Annotated in this window: 17 protein-coding genes; 13 read left to right on the top strand and 4 right to left on the bottom strand. The window is 56.8% G+C overall.

The features are described from left to right. The first annotated feature begins 17 nt into the window (after positions 1-17). The gene (locus WCS52_08080; protein ID MEI6167138.1) at positions 18-893 is read left to right on the top strand and encodes an SWIM zinc finger family protein; all 876 of its coding nucleotides are present in this window, start codon (positions 18-20) and stop codon (positions 891-893) included. A gap of 263 nt (positions 894-1,156) precedes the next feature. On the opposite strand, the gene WCS52_08085 is transcribed toward WCS52_08080, so the two are convergent. Next, entirely contained in the window at positions 1,157-1,435 is a 279-nt protein-coding gene (locus tag WCS52_08085; GenBank protein ID MEI6167139.1) for a helix-turn-helix transcriptional regulator, read from the bottom strand. 437 nt (positions 1,436-1,872) lie between these two features. On the opposite strand from WCS52_08085, the gene WCS52_08090 reads away from it, so the two are divergent. The 5 genes from WCS52_08090 (at position 1,873) to WCS52_08110 (ending at position 7,408) form a co-directional block, all read left to right on the top strand. Further along, the gene (locus WCS52_08090; GenBank protein MEI6167140.1) at positions 1,873-2,109 is read left to right on the top strand and encodes a DUF4160 domain-containing protein; all 237 of its coding nucleotides are present in this window, start codon (positions 1,873-1,875) and stop codon (positions 2,107-2,109) included. Beyond that, a complete protein-coding gene (locus tag WCS52_08095; protein ID MEI6167141.1) occupies positions 2,090-2,518 on the top strand; it encodes a DUF2442 domain-containing protein in 429 nt (142 codons plus the stop codon). The genes WCS52_08090 and WCS52_08095 overlap by 20 nt, the downstream gene beginning before the upstream one ends. Positions 2,519-2,659: 141 nt before the next feature. Then, positions 2,660-3,319, top strand: a complete 660-nt coding sequence (locus WCS52_08100; protein ID MEI6167142.1) for a hypothetical protein — start codon at positions 2,660-2,662, stop codon at positions 3,317-3,319. A gap of 139 nt (positions 3,320-3,458) precedes the next feature. Continuing rightward, positions 3,459-5,273 carry a toprim domain-containing protein gene (locus WCS52_08105; GenBank protein MEI6167143.1) on the top strand — a complete coding sequence of 605 codons (1,815 nt, stop codon included), beginning with the start codon at positions 3,459-3,461 and terminating at the stop codon, positions 5,271-5,273. 71 nt (positions 5,274-5,344) lie between these two features. After that, the gene (locus WCS52_08110; protein MEI6167144.1) at positions 5,345-7,408 is read left to right on the top strand and encodes a DNA topoisomerase IV subunit A; all 2,064 of its coding nucleotides are present in this window, start codon (positions 5,345-5,347) and stop codon (positions 7,406-7,408) included. Between the two features lie 12 nt (positions 7,409-7,420). Here WCS52_08110 and thyX read toward each other — a convergent pair whose 3' ends face one another. Both thyX and WCS52_08120 read right to left on the bottom strand, forming a co-directional pair. After that, a complete protein-coding gene (thyX, locus tag WCS52_08115) occupies positions 7,421-8,317 on the bottom strand; it encodes an FAD-dependent thymidylate synthase (GenBank protein MEI6167145.1) in 897 nt (298 codons plus the stop codon). 1 nt (position 8,318) lies between these two features. After that, positions 8,319-9,089 carry a hypothetical protein gene (locus tag WCS52_08120; GenBank protein MEI6167146.1) on the bottom strand — a complete coding sequence of 257 codons (771 nt, stop codon included), beginning with the start codon at positions 9,087-9,089 and terminating at the stop codon, positions 8,319-8,321. Between the two features lie 221 nt (positions 9,090-9,310). Here WCS52_08120 and WCS52_08125 point away from each other — a divergent pair, with 221 nt between their 5' ends. Together WCS52_08125 and WCS52_08130 are read left to right on the top strand one after the other, a co-directional pair. Next, on the top strand, positions 9,311-10,063 hold the full coding sequence (locus tag WCS52_08125; protein MEI6167147.1) for an acyltransferase: 753 nt from the start codon (positions 9,311-9,313) through the stop codon (positions 10,061-10,063). Continuing rightward, positions 10,063-10,416, top strand: a complete 354-nt coding sequence (locus tag WCS52_08130) for a YajD family HNH nuclease (protein ID MEI6167148.1) — start codon at positions 10,063-10,065, stop codon at positions 10,414-10,416. The genes WCS52_08125 and WCS52_08130 overlap by 1 nt, the downstream gene beginning before the upstream one ends. Positions 10,417-10,423: 7 nt before the next feature. Here WCS52_08130 and WCS52_08135 read toward each other — a convergent pair whose 3' ends face one another. Further along, complete coding sequence (locus tag WCS52_08135) at positions 10,424-11,425, bottom strand: NrpR regulatory domain-containing protein (protein ID MEI6167149.1); 1,002 nt, start codon at positions 11,423-11,425, stop codon at positions 10,424-10,426. Between the two features lie 152 nt (positions 11,426-11,577). Here WCS52_08135 and gdhA point away from each other — a divergent pair, with 152 nt between their 5' ends. The 5 genes from gdhA to WCS52_08160 all read left to right on the top strand — a co-directional run bounded on the left by gdhA (position 11,578) and on the right by WCS52_08160 (position 16,468). After that, complete coding sequence (gene gdhA, locus WCS52_08140; GenBank protein MEI6167150.1) at positions 11,578-12,918, top strand: NADP-specific glutamate dehydrogenase; 1,341 nt, start codon at positions 11,578-11,580, stop codon at positions 12,916-12,918. 130 nt (positions 12,919-13,048) lie between these two features. Further along, a complete protein-coding gene (locus WCS52_08145) occupies positions 13,049-13,711 on the top strand; it encodes a phosphatidylserine decarboxylase (GenBank protein ID MEI6167151.1) in 663 nt (220 codons plus the stop codon). Positions 13,712-13,719: 8 nt separating this feature from the next. Beyond that, positions 13,720-14,535, top strand: a complete 816-nt coding sequence (locus tag WCS52_08150) for a CDP-alcohol phosphatidyltransferase family protein (GenBank protein MEI6167152.1) — start codon at positions 13,720-13,722, stop codon at positions 14,533-14,535. Between the two features lie 6 nt (positions 14,536-14,541). After that, positions 14,542-15,327, top strand: coding sequence for a uracil-DNA glycosylase (locus WCS52_08155; protein MEI6167153.1), 786 nt, complete (start codon positions 14,542-14,544; stop codon positions 15,325-15,327). A 256-nt stretch (positions 15,328-15,583) separates the two neighbouring features. Beyond that, complete coding sequence (locus tag WCS52_08160) at positions 15,584-16,468, top strand: adenylyltransferase/cytidyltransferase family protein (protein MEI6167154.1); 885 nt, start codon at positions 15,584-15,586, stop codon at positions 16,466-16,468. Positions 16,469-16,549 lie beyond the last annotated feature (81 nt).

The raw sequence follows: 16,549 nt of genomic DNA on the forward strand, positions 1-16,549 counted from the left end.
AGGAAAAGGAGTTAAAAATGAGCCGATGGGGACGAACCAGTTATAGCCGCTATGATATGTATCCGCCTTATGTGCCGGTGGCAGTGCGGAAGGAAAAGGCGGCCAAGGCGGCCGCGAAGCTGTTGAAAAAGGGGGGAGCTCATCAGCCGGTTCAGCTGAACAGCAAAACCATCGCCCGGACCTTCTGGGGAAAGGCGTGGTGTGAGAACCTTGAATCCTACAGTGACTATTCAAATCGATTGCCGCGTGGGCGCTCCTATGTCCGGAATGGGTCCGTGTTGCATCTCGATATCCAGCGCGGCCAGATTGAGGCCCTGGTGAGCGGCAGTTCGTTATACAAGATCAAGATCGGCATCAAGCCGGTGGCAAAGAAGCAGTGGGGCCGTTTGCGTCAGGAGTGCGCCGGTTCCATTGGCTCCCTGATGGAACTGCTGTCGGGCAAGCTGTCCGAGCGGGTGATGGGCGTGATGACGAATAAGGCCGGTGGGCTTTTCCCGGCGCCTTCGGAAATCGACCTGGACTGTTCCTGTCCTGATTGGGCGGAGATGTGCAAGCATGTGGCCGCGGTGCTATATGGGGTGGGCGCTCGGCTGGACGAGAAACCCGAGTTGCTGTTCCTGTTGCGGCATGTGGATCACAAGGAATTGGTCAGCCAGTCAGGGGCGGTTCAAGCGCTGACCACGGGTAAGGGGGCCGACACGGAGGCGGTGCTCGACAGCGAGGAAGTCGGCAATGTGTTCGGCATCGAAATGGTGGGAGAGCCGGAGGCGCCGCTGGCGCCCAGTCCGCCCGTTAAGAGGCAGGTGAAGGCGGTGCTCAAGCCAAAAAAGAAAAAGGCAGTTAGCAGGAAAGCGGTTTCCCGGAAGCCGAAGATGCCCAAGAGCAAAGCCTAGAATTTTCCATGGTGGCAGCCGACGTCCCCGGCGGCTGAAGGCCGATAGGATGCCCATCAATCGCCCATGCGTTCGCCAGGGACGGCGAACGCCACCTTGGATGTGATCTCAAAGGGTATCGGTGGCAAGGGATAGTCCCTGAATAGCCGATGGGGGTGGGGCTGTCTCGCCATTGTCAATCCAGTCAACTGGACTGGATTCCCGAATTTCCTAAAAAAAGTGCGGCAATATGGCGTAAAAGGAGGGCATATGATGATGAGTCTCTATGCGGCTTTTCCAATCAGGGCGGATTCATATTCAGGAAACATAATGATGGCAGGATGAACGCCAAAGGCTTTAGCCAACTGTTCCGCCCGCTTTTTCCCGATGTCAATCCGGTCATTTTCAAGCGTACTGATATTTTTGGCGTGTACCCCTGATCTTTTAGCAAGCTCTTCCTGAGTCCACCCCTTCAGTTCACGGAGCATGCGGATGACTTCCCCTGTTGTAATGCTCGCGTGCTTTCGAGCCGGCACAAATTCATCGTTTAAATTTTTCTTCATTTTCAACGCTTAAATATTTAGAACGGACTGTTTACCTGTTCTTAGTCGACCTCTTGTTGCATCGGTATACTGTGGCTTTGTTATCCTTATCTCCTTGTCAAATCGCGGTCAGACTATCAGGGGCTTGAATCAGTCTCAAGGTTAAAGCCCGCAGGTGTGGGGGCGGAATCAGGGTCTTTTGTTTTGGCCCTTTTGGCACTGGTTTCGACAGAGCGAAACCCTCCATTAAGAATTGAAATCATGAAAATATCAGGTGTTTTCACAATGGAGGGCTGCGCTCCGTCGCATCCGGAGAGCCGAAATAAGCCAAAACGAGAGACCCTGGGGGGGCGGAATAGGGTCAGGATATCTGCAAGGACTAAGGTAAAAAACTTTCATTGACGCCGATTAAGGCAAGCCGCATAATTCAGTAAGATTTAAATATAGGTTAGACTGCAATGCCGACTGTACTAATTATTGGACCATATCGGTTTTTCTTTTACGCAAGCGATCATGGGGAGCCTCCTCATGTCCATATTGAGCGGGAGAATTGTGTGTCAAAGTTTTGGATTAATCCTGTCCGTTTAGAGCGTAGTGGGGGATTCAGCGGGCATGAAATAACGAAATTATGTCGCCTGGTTGCTATACATGAATCGCTTCTGATGGAGAAATGGAATGAATACTTCAACGCTTGAGATGCCGGGCCTGACTGCGGAAAAAGTCGTAGTAGATGACGAAAGCCTGATCGTGGATCTTTCTGATGGTCGTGTATTAAGCGTGCCGTTGGCGTGGTATCCGCGGTTATTACATGGAACCCGGGCGGAGCTTCAGCGGTGGCGCTTGATTGGGCGTGGATCAGGGCTCCATTGGCCCGATTTGGATGAGGATATAAGCGTTGAAGGGCTTTTGCGGGGTGCAAAATCCGGGGAAAGTCAAGCCTCCCTCTCAAAATGGCTGGTTGCACGCCAGACTGTGGGGGGCAAGGGGAAAAGGCGAAATATCCGATTGCCTGTAAATGAATATAATGCTGCGAGTGCCTCAAAAGGTGTGCGTCGAGTGGCAGAGGGTACGGCAATTTACGGGAAGCCCAGTAGAAAACCCTGAGTATACCTACCGCCCTGAATAGTTGATCTAAGTGTGTCTGCCTCGCTAGTGTCAATCCAGTCAACTGGACTGGATTCCCGAATTTCCTAGAAAAAGTGCGGCAATATGGCGTAAAAGAAGGGCAAATGATAAGGAGGCGATATGGCAAGCAAGGGAACGGGAGTGACGAAGTCTGGGAAGCCGGTGAATCTCGCGCAGGAAGCACTGGAGGTGACGTTCGTGTTGAAGGGCAACCTGAAGCGGGCGCAACTCATGTACCTGTTCATCGCCAGGCAACTCGCGGATGTGAGGGATCGTAGCCTCTACGCCGCGCTCAAACACAAGGACATGGAAGATTACGCGCACCAGCGACTCGATCTTGGCCGGTCTTCCCTCTATAATTACCTCCACATCTACGACTGGGTCAGCCAGTGCCATCCGGAGTGGTTGGGGAAGAACGTGAAAGGCTCTATTCCCGACCTTTCCGACATCGGCGATCTGATGTGGATCGAAAACGCGTTGCGCGGCAAGGATCTTGAGCCCTCGAAGCGAACCGCACTCGAAGGCCTGCAGAAGACGGCCCTGGCGGGGACCCTGCGCCAGAAGGAGTTACGGGCGTATAGGGAGGCGGAGAAACCTGCGCAGGATCAGCTGACGGGAATCCTTACCGCCCTGCGTGGTCTGCAAAAGAAGGCAGCGAAGGTTAACGGCATACCGCCGGAAGTCCTCACCCATCTCGAGGCCGCCATCAACCTCGTGAGCAACGAGAAGGTGCTCAAGGTCGCCAATCTGCGCATGGTGACCCCGCGTTCCGCCGCCTAGTTCCCATGCGTTCGCCAGGGACGGCGAACGCCACCTTGTGAGGATGCCGCTCAAAGGGCATTATTCTGGCTTTCTGAGCCTTCCCCGTTCTTTTTTGCTTTCCTCCCTGAAATCGGTACAATGCGCGGCCTTCCACCTTATGAGCGTTGCAAAGAAACATAACTATGATGAGAGCAAGATCAAGACGCTCTCGTCGTTGGAGCATATCCGCAAGCGGACCGGGATGTATATCGGGCGCGTGGGGGATGGGACCCATTACGATGACGGCATCTATGTGCTGGTCAAGGAGGTGATGGACAATGCGATTGACGAGTTCATCATGGGCTTCGGGACTCGCGTCGTGGTGGCGGTCGAGGGCACGCGGGTGACCGTCCGGGATTACGGCCGCGGCATTCCCCTGGGCAAGGTGGTGGAATGCGTGTCGCGGATCAATACCGGCGCCAAATACAACGACGATGTCTTCCAGTTCAGTGTGGGCCTGAATGGCGTGGGTACCAAGGCGGTCAACGCGCTGTCGGTGGCCTTCCGGGTCTGCAGTCATCGCGGCGGGGAGTTCTCGGCGGCGGAGTTCAAGCGCGGGAAGCTGATCAATGAATCCAAGGGGAAGACGGATGAGCCCGATGGAACGCTGGTGGTGTTCGAGCCGGATCCGGAGATCTTCGGGAAAGTCGTTTTCCTGCCGGAGCATCTGAAGCGGCGGACCCAGCTCTATACCTATCTGAATGCCGGCTTGAAGATCGAGCTGAACGGGGCCGTATTTGTCTCCAAGGAAGGGCTCCGGGATCTGGTCGAGGATGAGGTGGGCGATGAGGCGCTCTATCCCATCCTGCATTACCGCTCCAAGACCCTGGAGTTGGCCTTCACCCATACCAACCGGTTTGAAGAAGTCTTCCTGTCCTTTGTGAACGGGCAATACACCAGCGATGGCGGGACGCATTTGAGCGCCTTCCGCGAAGGGCTGGTCAAGGCTTTCAATGAATATTCCAAGGGGAAATTCGAGGGGGATGATGTCCGTGAGGGGATGGCGGGGTCCATGGCCATCCGGCTGAAGGATCCGGTCTTCGAGTCGCAGACGAAGAACAAACTCGGCAACACGGAAATCCGGAGTGAACTGGTGCAGCAGGTGCGGGATGTGGTGGTGGATCTGCTGCACCGTGACCCGAAGGCCGCCGAAAAGGCGATCCTGAAGATTGAGGAGACGGTCAAACTGCGCAAGGAGTTGCAGTCCATCAAGAAGATGGCGCGCGAGCGGTCCCGGGCCACCTCCATCCGCGTCCCCCAGTTGAAGGACTGCAAGATCCATTTCGACAAGGGTGACGGGACGGGCGAAGGGACGATGTTGTTCATCACCGAGGGTCAATCGGCCGCCGGCTCGATCACGAGTTGCCGGGATGTCTCCAGCCAGGCGGTCTTCACCTTGCGCGGTAAGCCGCTCAACACCTGTGAACTCAACCGCGACGTGATGTACAAGAACGAGGAACTCTATAACCTCATGCGCAGTCTGGATGTCGAGGAATCCCCCGAGCGGATCCGGTACAACAAGGTGATTCTGGCGACCGATGCCGATGTGGACGGGCTGCATATCCGTAACCTGCTGCTGACCTTTTTCCTGCGATTCTTCGAGCCGATTGTGAATGGGGGCCATGTCTACATCCTGGAGACGCCGCTGTTCCGTGTGCGGAATGCCAAGCGAACGGTCTATTGCTACTCCGAGCAGGAACGCGATGCGATGGTGAAAGAGATCGGGCGGGGGGCTGAGGTGACCCGGTTCAAAGGGTTGGGCGAGATCTCGCCCGGGGAGTTCAAGCAGTTTATCGGGCCCGATATGCGGTTGACGCCGGTGCTGGTGGAAAACCGGCACAGCATTCCTGCCATCCTGAGTTTCTACATGGGGCGTAATACACCGGAACGGCGGCAGTACATCATGGATAACCTGGTGATGGAGGCGGAGTAGGAAGTGGGCAGTAGGCAGTGAGCAGAGGGCAGTAGGCAGTGAGCAGAGGGCAGAGGACGGACAGAACATAGATGAGTGAGCAGCCGGAATTATTTAGTGGAGATGAACTGTCGACCCCGGTGACCCCGGGCGAAGCGGTTGGCGGGCATGGCCTGCCGAGCCGTGTCGTGATCCGGGATATTGCCGCAGTGGATGACGGTCCTCTCAAACGGTTGGTGAACGACAACTTCCTGACCTATGCCTCCTATGTCATCCGCGATCGGGCCATTCCGGACATTGAGGACGGGCTGAAGCCGGTTCAGCGCCGGATCCTTCATTCGCTGAATGAGAATGATGACGGAAAGTTTATCAAGGTCGCCAATATCGTCGGCTATACCATGCAGTTTCATCCCCATGGGGATGCCTCGATTGCCGATGCCTTGGTGACGCTGACGAACAAGCAGTATTTAATTGAGGGGCAGGGGAATTTCGGGAATGTCTTTACCGGCGATCCGGCGGCGGCCTCCCGCTATATTGAATGCCGGCTGACCCCGCTGGCTCGCGAGGAACTGTTTGATACGGATTTGACCGACTACGTGCCCTCCTATGATGGCCGCAAGGAAGAGCCCGTGACCCTGCCGGCGCGCATCCCGTTATTACTCCTGCTGGGGGCGGAGGGGATCGCGGTCGGGTTGTCCACCCGTATCCTGACGCATAACTTCAATGAACTGCTTGAGGCCCAGGTGGCGATCCTCCAGAAGCGGCCCTTTGAGGTCTATCCCGATTTCCTGCAAGGCGGCGTGATGGATGTGTCCGGTTATGACAAGGGCAGGGGCTATGTCCGTGTCAGGGCGACGATCGAGATCCGTGACGCCCAGACCCTGGTGGTGCGCTCGGTGCCATTCGGGACCAACACCGATTCCCTGATTGCCTCCATTGAAGAGGCGGCGCGCAAGGGGAAGGTCAAGCTCCGGAGTATCAGCGATTACACGGCGGGCGCGGTAGAGGTGGAGATCCAATTGCAGCCTGAGGAGGATGCAACGCGGGCCGTGGCGACCCTCTATGCGTTCACCCAGTGCGAGGTCCAGGTGGCCAGCCGCATCATGGTCATCCGGGCCGGCCGGCCGACCGAAATGGATGTGGAGCAGGTCCTCCAGTATAATACCGACCGGCTGTTGGAGTTGCTCAAGCGGCGGCTGAAGGTTCAGCAGAAACAGCTGACCGAGGAGTTGCACCGCAAGACGCTGGTCCAGGTTTTTGTCCAGAACCGGCTCTACACGCCCATCGAGAGCTGTGAGAGCCACGAAGAGGTTGAGCAGGTGGTGCGGGCCGGGCTGGAGCCGTTCCTTTCACAGCTTCAGCGTGATCTCACCCATGCCGATATCGAGTTGCTGCTGGGCATACCGATCCGGCGCATTTCGTTGTTTGATGTGTCGAAGAATCAGCAGGAGATGGAGGCGTTGCGCGTAGCGCTCGCTGAGTCACGGGAGAATATGGCCAACCTGATCGGCTATGCCGTGCGGTATTTGAGGCAGCTCCAGAAGAAATACGGGGCCAGCTTCCCGCGCCTGACCCAGATGAAGCGTTTTCAGGCGGTGGAGGTCCGTGAGCTCACGGCTTCTGAATTGACCATCAATCTGGATAAGGCCAAGGGTTATCTGGGCTATAAAATCGCGGGCACCCCGTTATTCGAGTGCTCCTCGCTGGATAAGCTGTTGCTGGTGTGGAAGGATGGCCGGTATAAGGCGGTGCCGCCGCCCGACAAGTTGTTTGTGGATGCCGGACTGATTCACAGTGCCATCCTTGACCGGGACCGGATCCTGACGGTGGTGTATAACGAAGACGGGTTCGCGCGGATCAAGCGGTTCGCCAGCACCCTGGTGACCAACCGTGAATACCGCTGTATTCCCAGGGGGGCGCATATCCTGTTTTTTTCGGACCAGGAGGTGCCGACCCTCTATGTGCAGTACGATGTGCCCGAGACGACGGCGATTCGGCAGCAGGAATTTGACACGACCTCATTGCCGGTGGCCGGGCGTGATGGCAAGGCCGCCCTGATGTCATCCAAGAAAATCAAGACGATCGGCGCCTCAAAGCCGAAGAAATGGGATGACACGCTCACCGGTCCCAAGGGCCAGTACATGAGTTTCGGGTAAGACGATGGGGTCTTATTCGGCTTTGAGGCCCAGTGTGCGGCGTTTCTCTTCCCACTCGGCTTGTTCGCGCTTGTTATCACTGACGAGCGGGGCACCGGATCGCATGGCTTCGACTTCCAGACGGGTCAAGGTGACGGCGCCCAACTGATAATCTTCGAAGGCCTCGATGGTCATGGGCACAATCGGCTTGATCATGTCGAACATGACTTTGGCGTATTCCCGGATCTCCAATTGAGCATGGACGTCCATCCTCAATTTGAGAAAATGGAGCAGATTGTGCAGGTCGATTTTCCAGTACCATTCCGTGTAGAGGTTCTGGGGGAGCCCGATGCGGGCCAGTTCGCGGGCCACGCCCTTATCCAGAAGCTGCTGATAGTCCTTGAAGTGCGTTTCCGTGGCGTCCAGATACTGGGAGAATTCCGCGGCGGTCAGGTCGTCAAGCGGTTCCGTGCCGCCCTGCTTGTTCGTCTTGCTCTGTTGCCGGAGACTGCTCATGACGGGCCGGTAGAAGCGGTCCTTTACGATCGAGTAGCGGGCGCTGTATTCGTTCAGGCTGGCCGTCCGGTGCCGGATCCACTGCCGGGCCACGAAAATCGGCATGACATGGTGGAACTTGAACTCCACCATTTCAAAGGGGCTGGTATGTTGATGGCGCAAGAGGTAGCGGATCAGGGAGCGGTCCTCCGTGATCTTGTTGGTGCCCTCGCCATAGGAGACCCGGGCGGCCTGCACAATGGCGGAGTCGGCGGTTTTGCCTTCAGGGACCAGCCGGGGCATGACGTCGACCAGGGCCACCAGTCCGTGTTTATGCACCTTGGTTTCCCAGCGCGACGCCCCCTGCATGACATCCATCACAGGAATTTCAGATGGCTTGAACGTGATCTTAGTTTTTCCGGTTAATATGCTCATTTCACGGATTCAAGCGGAAGCGGGCCACTATGGCAAGCGGAATGGCGCCCCCGAACAGGAGTAATTGCAGAAGCGAGGGCCCTTCGATTGCGGGGGTAGCGGTTCGCATGATATTCCCGGCGATCAGAAGGAGGGCAAGCCACAACAGGGCTACCTCCGCCATCCGCTGGTGCCGGGGCGGTATCCATTGAAAGCCTGGCCGGCGTTTGCGATGGAAGGGCCAGAACAGGGCTGAACCCGTAAAGCCCCATTGCTCGGTGAAGACATGCCAGGCATAGGCCCCGCTGGCAATGGCTCCGGCCGGCCAGCCCCAGAGTCCCGCCGCCAGGGCGCCCAGGGCGAGTCCGATCATGAGACTGTGGGACCACGCTTGCTGCCAGGGCGTGACGGTGATTAAGACCCGTCCGTCCGCCAGCGGTTCGGTTTGTAAGGTGACGGGCTGGCTATGAATAGCCACGGTGGTGGTGGGGTCGGTCGCCAGACGGGCGGGAGCGGGATGGATAGCGTTACTGGGGGAGGGACCGGCCAGCCTGACGGAGAGTTGCCGGCCGGTGCTGTCAAAATGGAGGGTATAGGGGATCCATTGGCCGGGCCCGATAGGGATGGGATAACATTCCAGAAGGAGCTTCCTGCCGAGGCGATGTGATTGTGATACCGCGAGGGCAAGGGCTTCGGCAATCATGTGGGGTGCCGGTGATCCGGGGTCGGGGACGATGTGGATGTCGGGTTTTTTGAGATACGGGGAAATCCAGTGATCCAGGGTGTCCGGCATCAGGGCGCAGAAGGCGCCCAGCAGGAGGGGGATAGGCTGGCCCTCCCGGGCGGACTGGAAGGCGTTAGGCCAGCAAGAGGCCCAGGCGAGGCCCTGCAGGAAGTGTGAGATAGTTTTGATGAAACGTCTATAGTATAGCTATAGTTAATAATCAATGCGCAAATGAAGGGGGCGGGCATCGACTCTTGACGGCGGGGGGGCAGGTTGCCATTATTCCGGCTATGTCAGAACCACATGAAATTTTGGATATCCAGCAGCAGTTGGTGCGGAGCAATCTCTCCCCGATGCAGAAGTACCTGGCGCTGGTGATCGGGCGGGGGAGCTGGTTGACGTTGATGAAGTATGAAGTCATCATCCTGTTATGCTCCACGATTCCCGGGGCGCTGGGGTTGGTCCTGCGCAAGGCGCTGTATCCGCGCCTGCTTAAAAAATGCGGGCGGAATGTCGTGTTCGGGGCCAATATTGTCCTACGGCACCCCAAGAAAATTATCATCGGCGACAATGTGGTGATTGATGACAATTGTCTGCTGGATGCCAAAGGGGACGCCAATACCGGCATTGTGATCGGTTCGGGGGTGTTTATCGGGCGCAATACGATTCTGCACTGCAAGAATGGGGATATCGTGCTGGGTGACGATGTGAATATCGGCTTTAACTGTGATATTGCCTCTTCAGACCGGGTGGAGATCGGGCGGAAGGTGTTGATTGCAGCCTATAGCTATATTGTGGGAGGCGGGCATGATTTCTCGAGGTCGGATACCTCGGTGATGGATCAGAAGCGGACGGCCAAAGGGATCTTTATCGGGCCTGAGGCCTGGATCGGGGCCGGGGTGATTGTGCAGGATGGGTGCAACATCGGGGAAGGCACGATTGTGGGGGCGGGCGCGGTGGTGACCGAGAGTCTGCCGGCCAAAGTGGTTGCGGTTGGACTGCCTGCCCGCGTCCTGCGTGCCCGGGAAGGGGGCGGGGGCTGATGAAAACCGAGCGGCAAAATCAATTACACAATGAGTTGCGGCGGGAGATGGAAGCCCGTCAGGCAGGCTACCGGATGCGGGCCTTGAAGTTGTTTCCGCATGTCTGCGGCCGCTGTGGCCGGGAATTTGAGGGCAAGCGGATGCGCGAGTTGACGGTGCATCACAAGGATTTTAATCACGACAACAATCCGCCCAATGGCAGTAACTGGGAGTTACTTTGCATTTATTGTCATGATGATGAGCATGCCCCCGACAGTTTGCGGTCCATGGGCGATGGCCCGGCGGCCGAGTCCCACTTGAAGCCCTCCCCTATCGTGAATCCGTTTGAGGGATTGGACCGCCTCATCAAGTAAGGGCCGTTTATGGTTCTTTTTTCCGCTGATATTCCTCGATGGTCCTGAGCGACGCATAGTTCTCAAGCCCGGCCATGGATTTGATGATGACGGGGAGTCCCGATTCGCGCAGCAGGGCGATGGGATTCAGGCCGCCGTAGACGATGAGGCCGGCATGCCCTTCCGAGACGGGCACCCCGAGTACCGGCTGGTTAGGCGGCCCTAATTCCACGATCCCGCCCAGTCCCATCAGCCGCATCTTGCGGGCGATAGCCCGTGCGTCATCCAGCGCCGCTGTCGGGATTTCCCGGAACCCGGCGCAGAGGATGCCATTGCCGGTCAGGATCACATCCCTGACCCGGGTCATATTAGCCTGAATGAAAATCTCCAGCGGATCGAGGGTGGTGCCGCTGTATTCAATCAGTTCCACGAACCGGATCGGGATCCGGTTCCGGATCTCCAGTAATCCGCTGAACCGGGCTTTGACGGGAATCCCTTCGTGGAGGAGGGCCCCACTCATGGTGACGCTGCACACCGTGCCGATCGAAATATAGTTTTTTGGGGCAATGGTGCCGGCAATGGCTTCACCGGGCCGGGCGATCATGATCCTGGGACTGATGGCGAGATTGTGGCGGAAGACCAGCTTCATCTCGTTCAGGGCGCGCGAGAGGTGTTCCGGTTGAATCAGTGAAATGTTGATCACCACCGTTCCTGAATTCAAGGAGGGGCGGAATGACATCCGGTAGACAAGGTTATCCACGCGGGAGGCGACCACTCCCACCTTGTCCACAATATTGGCATGCGCCAGTTCCTCTCTCCCCTTGTCGGTGATCAGCCGCCCGGTGCGACGGCTCACCTGGGTGGTGAGTCCCGTCCGGTCAAGTGCCAGCAGATGGAACCGGATGGTCCGGGGCTGGACATCCATTCCCGCTGATAACAGGGCGCCCCGTATTTTTGCCGCCCCGATCGGGTTCACATTATCGTTCAAGATCTTCAGGATGGCTAGGCCGGTCTTTTCTTTTTTCGTCATCGCATCACTCGTGAATAAGTTCGCTTTGGAAATAATACGGCAAAAGGGCCGCTTGAATTGTCTGATATATGGCACTATTAGCTTTGCTACAAGTTTTCGCAAGACCTATATTACGGCAATCAAGTGCCGTATAAACCTAGAGGAGAGCGTAAATGAACAAGTATGTGGAAAGCGTGTTGGAGCAGACGAAGCGTAAGAATTCAGAGCAGCTGGAATTCATCCAGGCCGTTACTGAGGTGATGGAATCCGTTGCCCCGGTGGTGGAACGGCACAAGAAGTATCAGGATCATGCGATTCTCGAGCGTATTGTGGAGCCGGAGCGGGTGATCATGTTCCGGGTACCCTGGCAGGATGACAAGGGCCGATTCATGGTCAACCGCGGGTTCCGTGTGCAGTTCAACAGCGCGATTGGTCCCTATAAGGGCGGCCTGCGCTTCCATCCCTCGGTCAACCTGGGCATCATCAAGTTTCTCGGGTTCGAGCAGATCTTCAAGAACTCGCTGACGACGCTCCCCATGGGCGGCGGTAAGGGTGGCACGGATTTTGATCCCAAGGGCAAATCCGATAACGAGGTGATGCGGTTCTGTCAGTCGTTTATCACTGAGTTGTATCGTCATGTGGGTGGAGATACGGATGTTCCGGCCGGCGATATCGGGGTAGGCGGGCGTGAAATCGGGTTCATGTTCGGTCAGTACAAGCGCATTAAGAATGAGTTCGTCGGCGTGTTGACGGGCAAGGGGCTCAAGTGGGGTGGCTCGCTGGTCCGTCCCGAGGCGACCGGGTATGGCGCGGTCTATTTCGCCCAGGAGATGCTGGCGAAACGCGGCGACTCGATGAAGGGTAAAGTCTGTGCCGTTTCCGGTTCCGGCAACGTGGCGCAGTACACCATCGAGAAGGTCAACCAGCTGGGTGGCAAGTGCGTGTCGGTGTCCGACTCCAATGGTACGATTTTTGATCCCACGGGCATCACCGCTGAGAAGCTGGCCTTCATCATGGAGTTGAAGAACGTCAAGCGGGGCCGAATCAAGGACTATGCGGACAAGTTCGGCTGCCAGTACAAGGATGGCGAGCGGCCCTGGAGCATCAAGTGCGACTGCGCCTTCCCGTCGGCGACGCAGAACGAAATCTCAGGGGAGGATGCGAAGACGCTTCTGAAGAACGGCTGCAAGCTGGTGGCCGAAGGGGCCAATATGCCGACCGACCCGGATGGCGTGGAAGTCTTCCTGAAGGCCAAGGTCATGTACGGGCCGGGCAAGGCGGCCAATGCCGGTGGGGTGGCGACCTCAGGTCTGGAAATGTCCCAGAATTCGATGCGGTTGTCCTGGTCACGTGAGGAAGTGGACCAGAAACTGAATGGCATCATGAAGTCGATCCATGCCAACGCCTATGCGGCGTCGGAGGAATATGGGGACGCTGGGAACTATGTGCTGGGTGCCAATATTGCCGGTTTCGTCAAGGTGGCCGATGCGATGATTGACCAGGGCCTGGTCTAAGTTCGCGGAACAGCTGATGTGTAGAACGGGACTCCGGAACGGGGGTCCCGTTCTTTTTTCGGGATATTCTGTGAGATTGACTTTATACCTCTTTCTCGGTCAATATTAACGGCTGAAAAGGAGTTTAACTATGGCGTTTAGACTAGAGATTATTCCGTTTGTCATTGCGGTGTTGGTGCTGGGGGGATTGCTGTGCGGCCTGTTGCGTCTGACGCGGGTGTCGTGGCGTAAAGCGTTTGTATTCAGCGGGATAGTTACGGTTATTCTGGTGGGCTATTTGCTGGTATTCTTCCGGGATCCGGTGCGCATTCCTTCGCCTGAGCCGCGGGACATCATGGCCGGAGCCGAGGGTAAGGTGATGGCGGTGGTGGAGGTGGACGAGCCGGAATTCCTCAAAACCAAGGCGGTCCGGATCAGTATTTTCCTGAGTCTGATCGATGTCCATGTGAACCGCTCCCCGATGGAAGGGACCATTGAGCATGCCCAGTATTATCCGGGCGCGCGGTTTTTCACCTTCGAGGAGAAGTCCTCCGAGTTGAATCAACACAGTTCGATTGTCATCCGGAATGCCAAAACCACCTGTCTGGTGAAGCAGATCGTGGGCCCGGTGGCACGGCGGGTGGTCTATTGGGTGGCCCCCGGTCAGGTCGTCAAGAAAGGTGAGCCCATCGGGATGATGAAGTTCGGCTCACGGCTGGATATGTATTTCCCTCGCGACGATGTGGATGTGGTGGTCAAGAAGGGCGATAAGGTCCGTGCAGGTGAGACGGTCGTGGCCCGGTTGAAACAATAAGGATCCTTATGAAGCAAGTGATTACCTGGCGTCAATTGATACCGATTACCATCACATTGATGGCGATGCTCTGTGGGTTTTTCAGTATTCTGGTCACCGTCGAGAGCATGAACGAAACGATGGAGAGGGCGGGCGCGATGCACCGGTGGTCGGCGCTGCTAATCATGCTGGCCATGATCCTGGACGGGATTGATGGCAATGTGGCTCGCAAGCTCAAGGGGTGTACGGAAATCGGGGCGGAACTCGACACCTATGTGGATATGACCGCCTTTGGCATCGCTCCGGCGGTGTTGATTTATGTGGTGATGCTGACGGGGTCGGTTCCCCAGGATTCGGCGCGGATTTTCTGGCGGGTGGCCATGACGGCCGTGGTGGTGCTCTCCGGCGTGGTGCGGTTGGCCCGCTTCAAGGCCCATGATCCTGACCGGGGTCAGGGGGGCTATACCGGGCTGCCGATTACGGCCTGTGCCGGGTGGGTGGCGATGATCGTGTTTATCAGCCAGAGCGAGCCGTTTGAGAAGTATTCCCTGAACTCCGGCTGGGTGGCGGGTCTCTTCCTGGTGGGGGTGCTGATTTTCATCAGTCTGCAGGTCTCCAATGTACGGTATCCCAAACCGACCAAGCATCCCGTGTTGTTCATTCCCATGGTGATCATGGTGTGTGTGCTGTTTGGCCCCCAGAAAATTGCGGTGCCGGCGGCGGTATTCATGATTTTGATGGTGTTGGGCTATATTACCTTCGGCCCGCTCTATATGCGGCAGGTTTCGCCTCGTCCGGTTTTGGATAAAGAGGGGCAGCCGTCTGATTTGCCCCGGAAGGGATAACCCCCTGTGTGCCCTGACCCCCGACAGGAACTGGCGGAAATTCTCAGTCAGACGTCAGCTTACCTGAATGGCCTGAAGGCGGATGGCATCACTCAGATTGAGGTCAGTTTGGCGTCGGTGAGTCTGGGACGGCTCGGCGAGACGCCTCGCCCTACCAAAACTCCTGCCCCGCCGCCTGCGGGCATATTGGTTAAACCCGTGATACCGGCTCCGGCCAGAATGGAAAACGAAATGGCTCGAATTGCCTTGGAGATCGCCGGCTGTAAGAAATGTGCGTTGCATCAAACCCGGATCCAGACCGTGCCGGGACAGGGCAACGCCAAACGGCCGGAACTCATGTTCATTGGAGAAGCCCCTGGGGCCGATGAAGATGAGCAGGGGTTGGCCTTTGTGGGGCGCGCCGGACAGCTGGTGACCAAAATGATTACGGCGATGGGCTTCCGGCGGGAAGAGGTATTCATTGCCAATATCCTGAAGTGCCGGCCCCCCGATAACCGGCCGCCGACACCTGAAGAGATGGCCATCTGCCTTCCCTTCCTGAAGCGGCAGATTGCGGAGGTTCAGCCGAAGGTGATTGTGGCGCTCGGGGCGACGGCTGTACTCGGCCTGCTTAATCTGACGGGGATCAGCCAGCTGCGCGGGAAATGGCTGAGTTTTGAGGGGATTGATTTAATGCCGACCTATCATCCCTCGTATCTGCTGCGAAATCCCGTGATGAAAAAGGAAGCATGGTCGGATTTGCAAGAGGTGCTGAAGCGGCTGGGGCGGTCTGTGCCGCCTGCGAAGAAGTAGTTGTTGGGTTGTCACGATGCTGAGTTGTTCACAGAAGAAAATGAACATCGATATACAGGATGAACAGGATAATTCAAGAATCAGAAAATCCTAAAACCCCTTTGGCATCCTAATCTTATCCTGTATATCCTGTGAATCGATGTTAAATGAATTGGTTTGCGGGAAAACAATGATCATCATGGATTGCAGCCCCCTGAAAGCTAATACTGGCAAAGTTAAATCCCCAGATGCATTGATAGCCTGGCGGGGGCAGTCAATGGAAACGGTGGCGGTCGTAACGGGGACCTTTGATATCTTTCAGCCGGGGAACCTGCATGTCCTGCGGCAGGCCGGTTTGCTGGCGGCGCGAGTCATTGTGGTGGTGGAACCCGATGAGGTGGTCGCGGCACATAGCTCGCCGGGCCGGCCGCAAAATATCCTTGAGACCCGTGTGGAGATGGTGTCCTGCCTGCGTCAGGTGACGGCGGTTACCAGCGTGACCGTGCAGGAATCCAAATCATTCTTTGACGGATTGAAGCCGTTTATCTGGGTGACCGCCGACCGGCAGAAGGCCTCTGAGGCCTATGCGGAGGCGCTTGTCTCCTCGGCGGAACGCGTGGTCGAGGTGGCGGCCCAGGAAGGGTGTTTTACAGAGGAGATCATTGCGGCAATTGCGGAAAACCGGACGCCGGTCACACTTCCGGCAGGGTGGGACGTCCCGGCGGCGGGATCACCGGTGGCACCTGTGTCCGTTACCGTAAACGGGTGTTTTGACATCCTGCACATCGGGCATGTGCGGTTTCTGGAGCAGGCTCGTGCGTTGGGGGACTCATTGACGGTGTTAATCAACAGCGATGTGTCGGTGGCCCGTTATAAAGGGGCCACTCGCCCTATTTTCCCTCAACGATTCCGGGCAGCCGCCCTTCAGGCGATGGCCTGTGTGGATGCGATTGTCATTTTCGCGGGTGACAATCCGCTTGATGAGATCCGGCGGTTGCGGCCGCAGATTCATGTGAAAGGCGGCTCCTATGAACCCGAGCGGGTGCGGGCCGAACGTGAGCTGGTCGAGAGCTGGGGCGGGCGCCTGGTCTGTACGGAGCTGGTCGAAGGGTTCAGCACCTCCGACTACATCAGAAAAGCACTGGGTGCCAAGACCACATGAAGAATCTGCGACAGAATAAACAAAATAAACAAAATTATTTTAAACAAGTTAGAGCACATCTCCCATTTTGAACATTTTGTG

The organism is bacterium (genome assembly GCA_037128595.1).
Classification (GTDB): domain Bacteria; phylum Verrucomicrobiota; class Kiritimatiellia; order CAIKKV01; family CAITUY01; genus JAABPW01.

Excerpts from the sequence above, each read along its gene's own strand:
- WCS52_08080 (MEI6167138.1), top strand. The coding sequence starts at position 18 with ATGAGCCGATGGGGACGAACCAGTTATAGCCGCTATGATATGTATCCG.
- WCS52_08085 (MEI6167139.1), bottom strand. The coding sequence starts at position 1,435 with ATGAAGAAAAATTTAAACGATGAATTTGTGCCGGCTCGAAAGCACGCG.
- WCS52_08090 (MEI6167140.1), top strand. The coding sequence starts at position 1,873 with ATGCCGACTGTACTAATTATTGGACCATATCGGTTTTTCTTTTACGCA.
- WCS52_08095 (MEI6167141.1), top strand. The coding sequence starts at position 2,090 with ATGAATACTTCAACGCTTGAGATGCCGGGCCTGACTGCGGAAAAAGTC.
- WCS52_08100 (MEI6167142.1), top strand. The coding sequence starts at position 2,660 with ATGGCAAGCAAGGGAACGGGAGTGACGAAGTCTGGGAAGCCGGTGAAT.
- WCS52_08105 (MEI6167143.1), top strand. The coding sequence starts at position 3,459 with ATGAGCGTTGCAAAGAAACATAACTATGATGAGAGCAAGATCAAGACG.
- WCS52_08110 (MEI6167144.1), top strand. The coding sequence starts at position 5,345 with ATGAGTGAGCAGCCGGAATTATTTAGTGGAGATGAACTGTCGACCCCG.
- thyX (MEI6167145.1), bottom strand. The coding sequence starts at position 8,317 with ATGAGCATATTAACCGGAAAAACTAAGATCACGTTCAAGCCATCTGAA.
- WCS52_08120 (MEI6167146.1), bottom strand. The coding sequence starts at position 9,089 with ATGCCGGACACCCTGGATCACTGGATTTCCCCGTATCTCAAAAAACCC.
- WCS52_08125 (MEI6167147.1), top strand. The coding sequence starts at position 9,311 with ATGTCAGAACCACATGAAATTTTGGATATCCAGCAGCAGTTGGTGCGG.
- WCS52_08130 (MEI6167148.1), top strand. The coding sequence starts at position 10,063 with ATGAAAACCGAGCGGCAAAATCAATTACACAATGAGTTGCGGCGGGAG.
- WCS52_08135 (MEI6167149.1), bottom strand. The coding sequence starts at position 11,425 with ATGACGAAAAAAGAAAAGACCGGCCTAGCCATCCTGAAGATCTTGAAC.
- gdhA (MEI6167150.1), top strand. The coding sequence starts at position 11,578 with ATGAACAAGTATGTGGAAAGCGTGTTGGAGCAGACGAAGCGTAAGAAT.
- WCS52_08145 (MEI6167151.1), top strand. The coding sequence starts at position 13,049 with ATGGCGTTTAGACTAGAGATTATTCCGTTTGTCATTGCGGTGTTGGTG.
- WCS52_08150 (MEI6167152.1), top strand. The coding sequence starts at position 13,720 with ATGAAGCAAGTGATTACCTGGCGTCAATTGATACCGATTACCATCACA.
- WCS52_08160 (MEI6167154.1), top strand. The coding sequence starts at position 15,584 with ATGGAAACGGTGGCGGTCGTAACGGGGACCTTTGATATCTTTCAGCCG.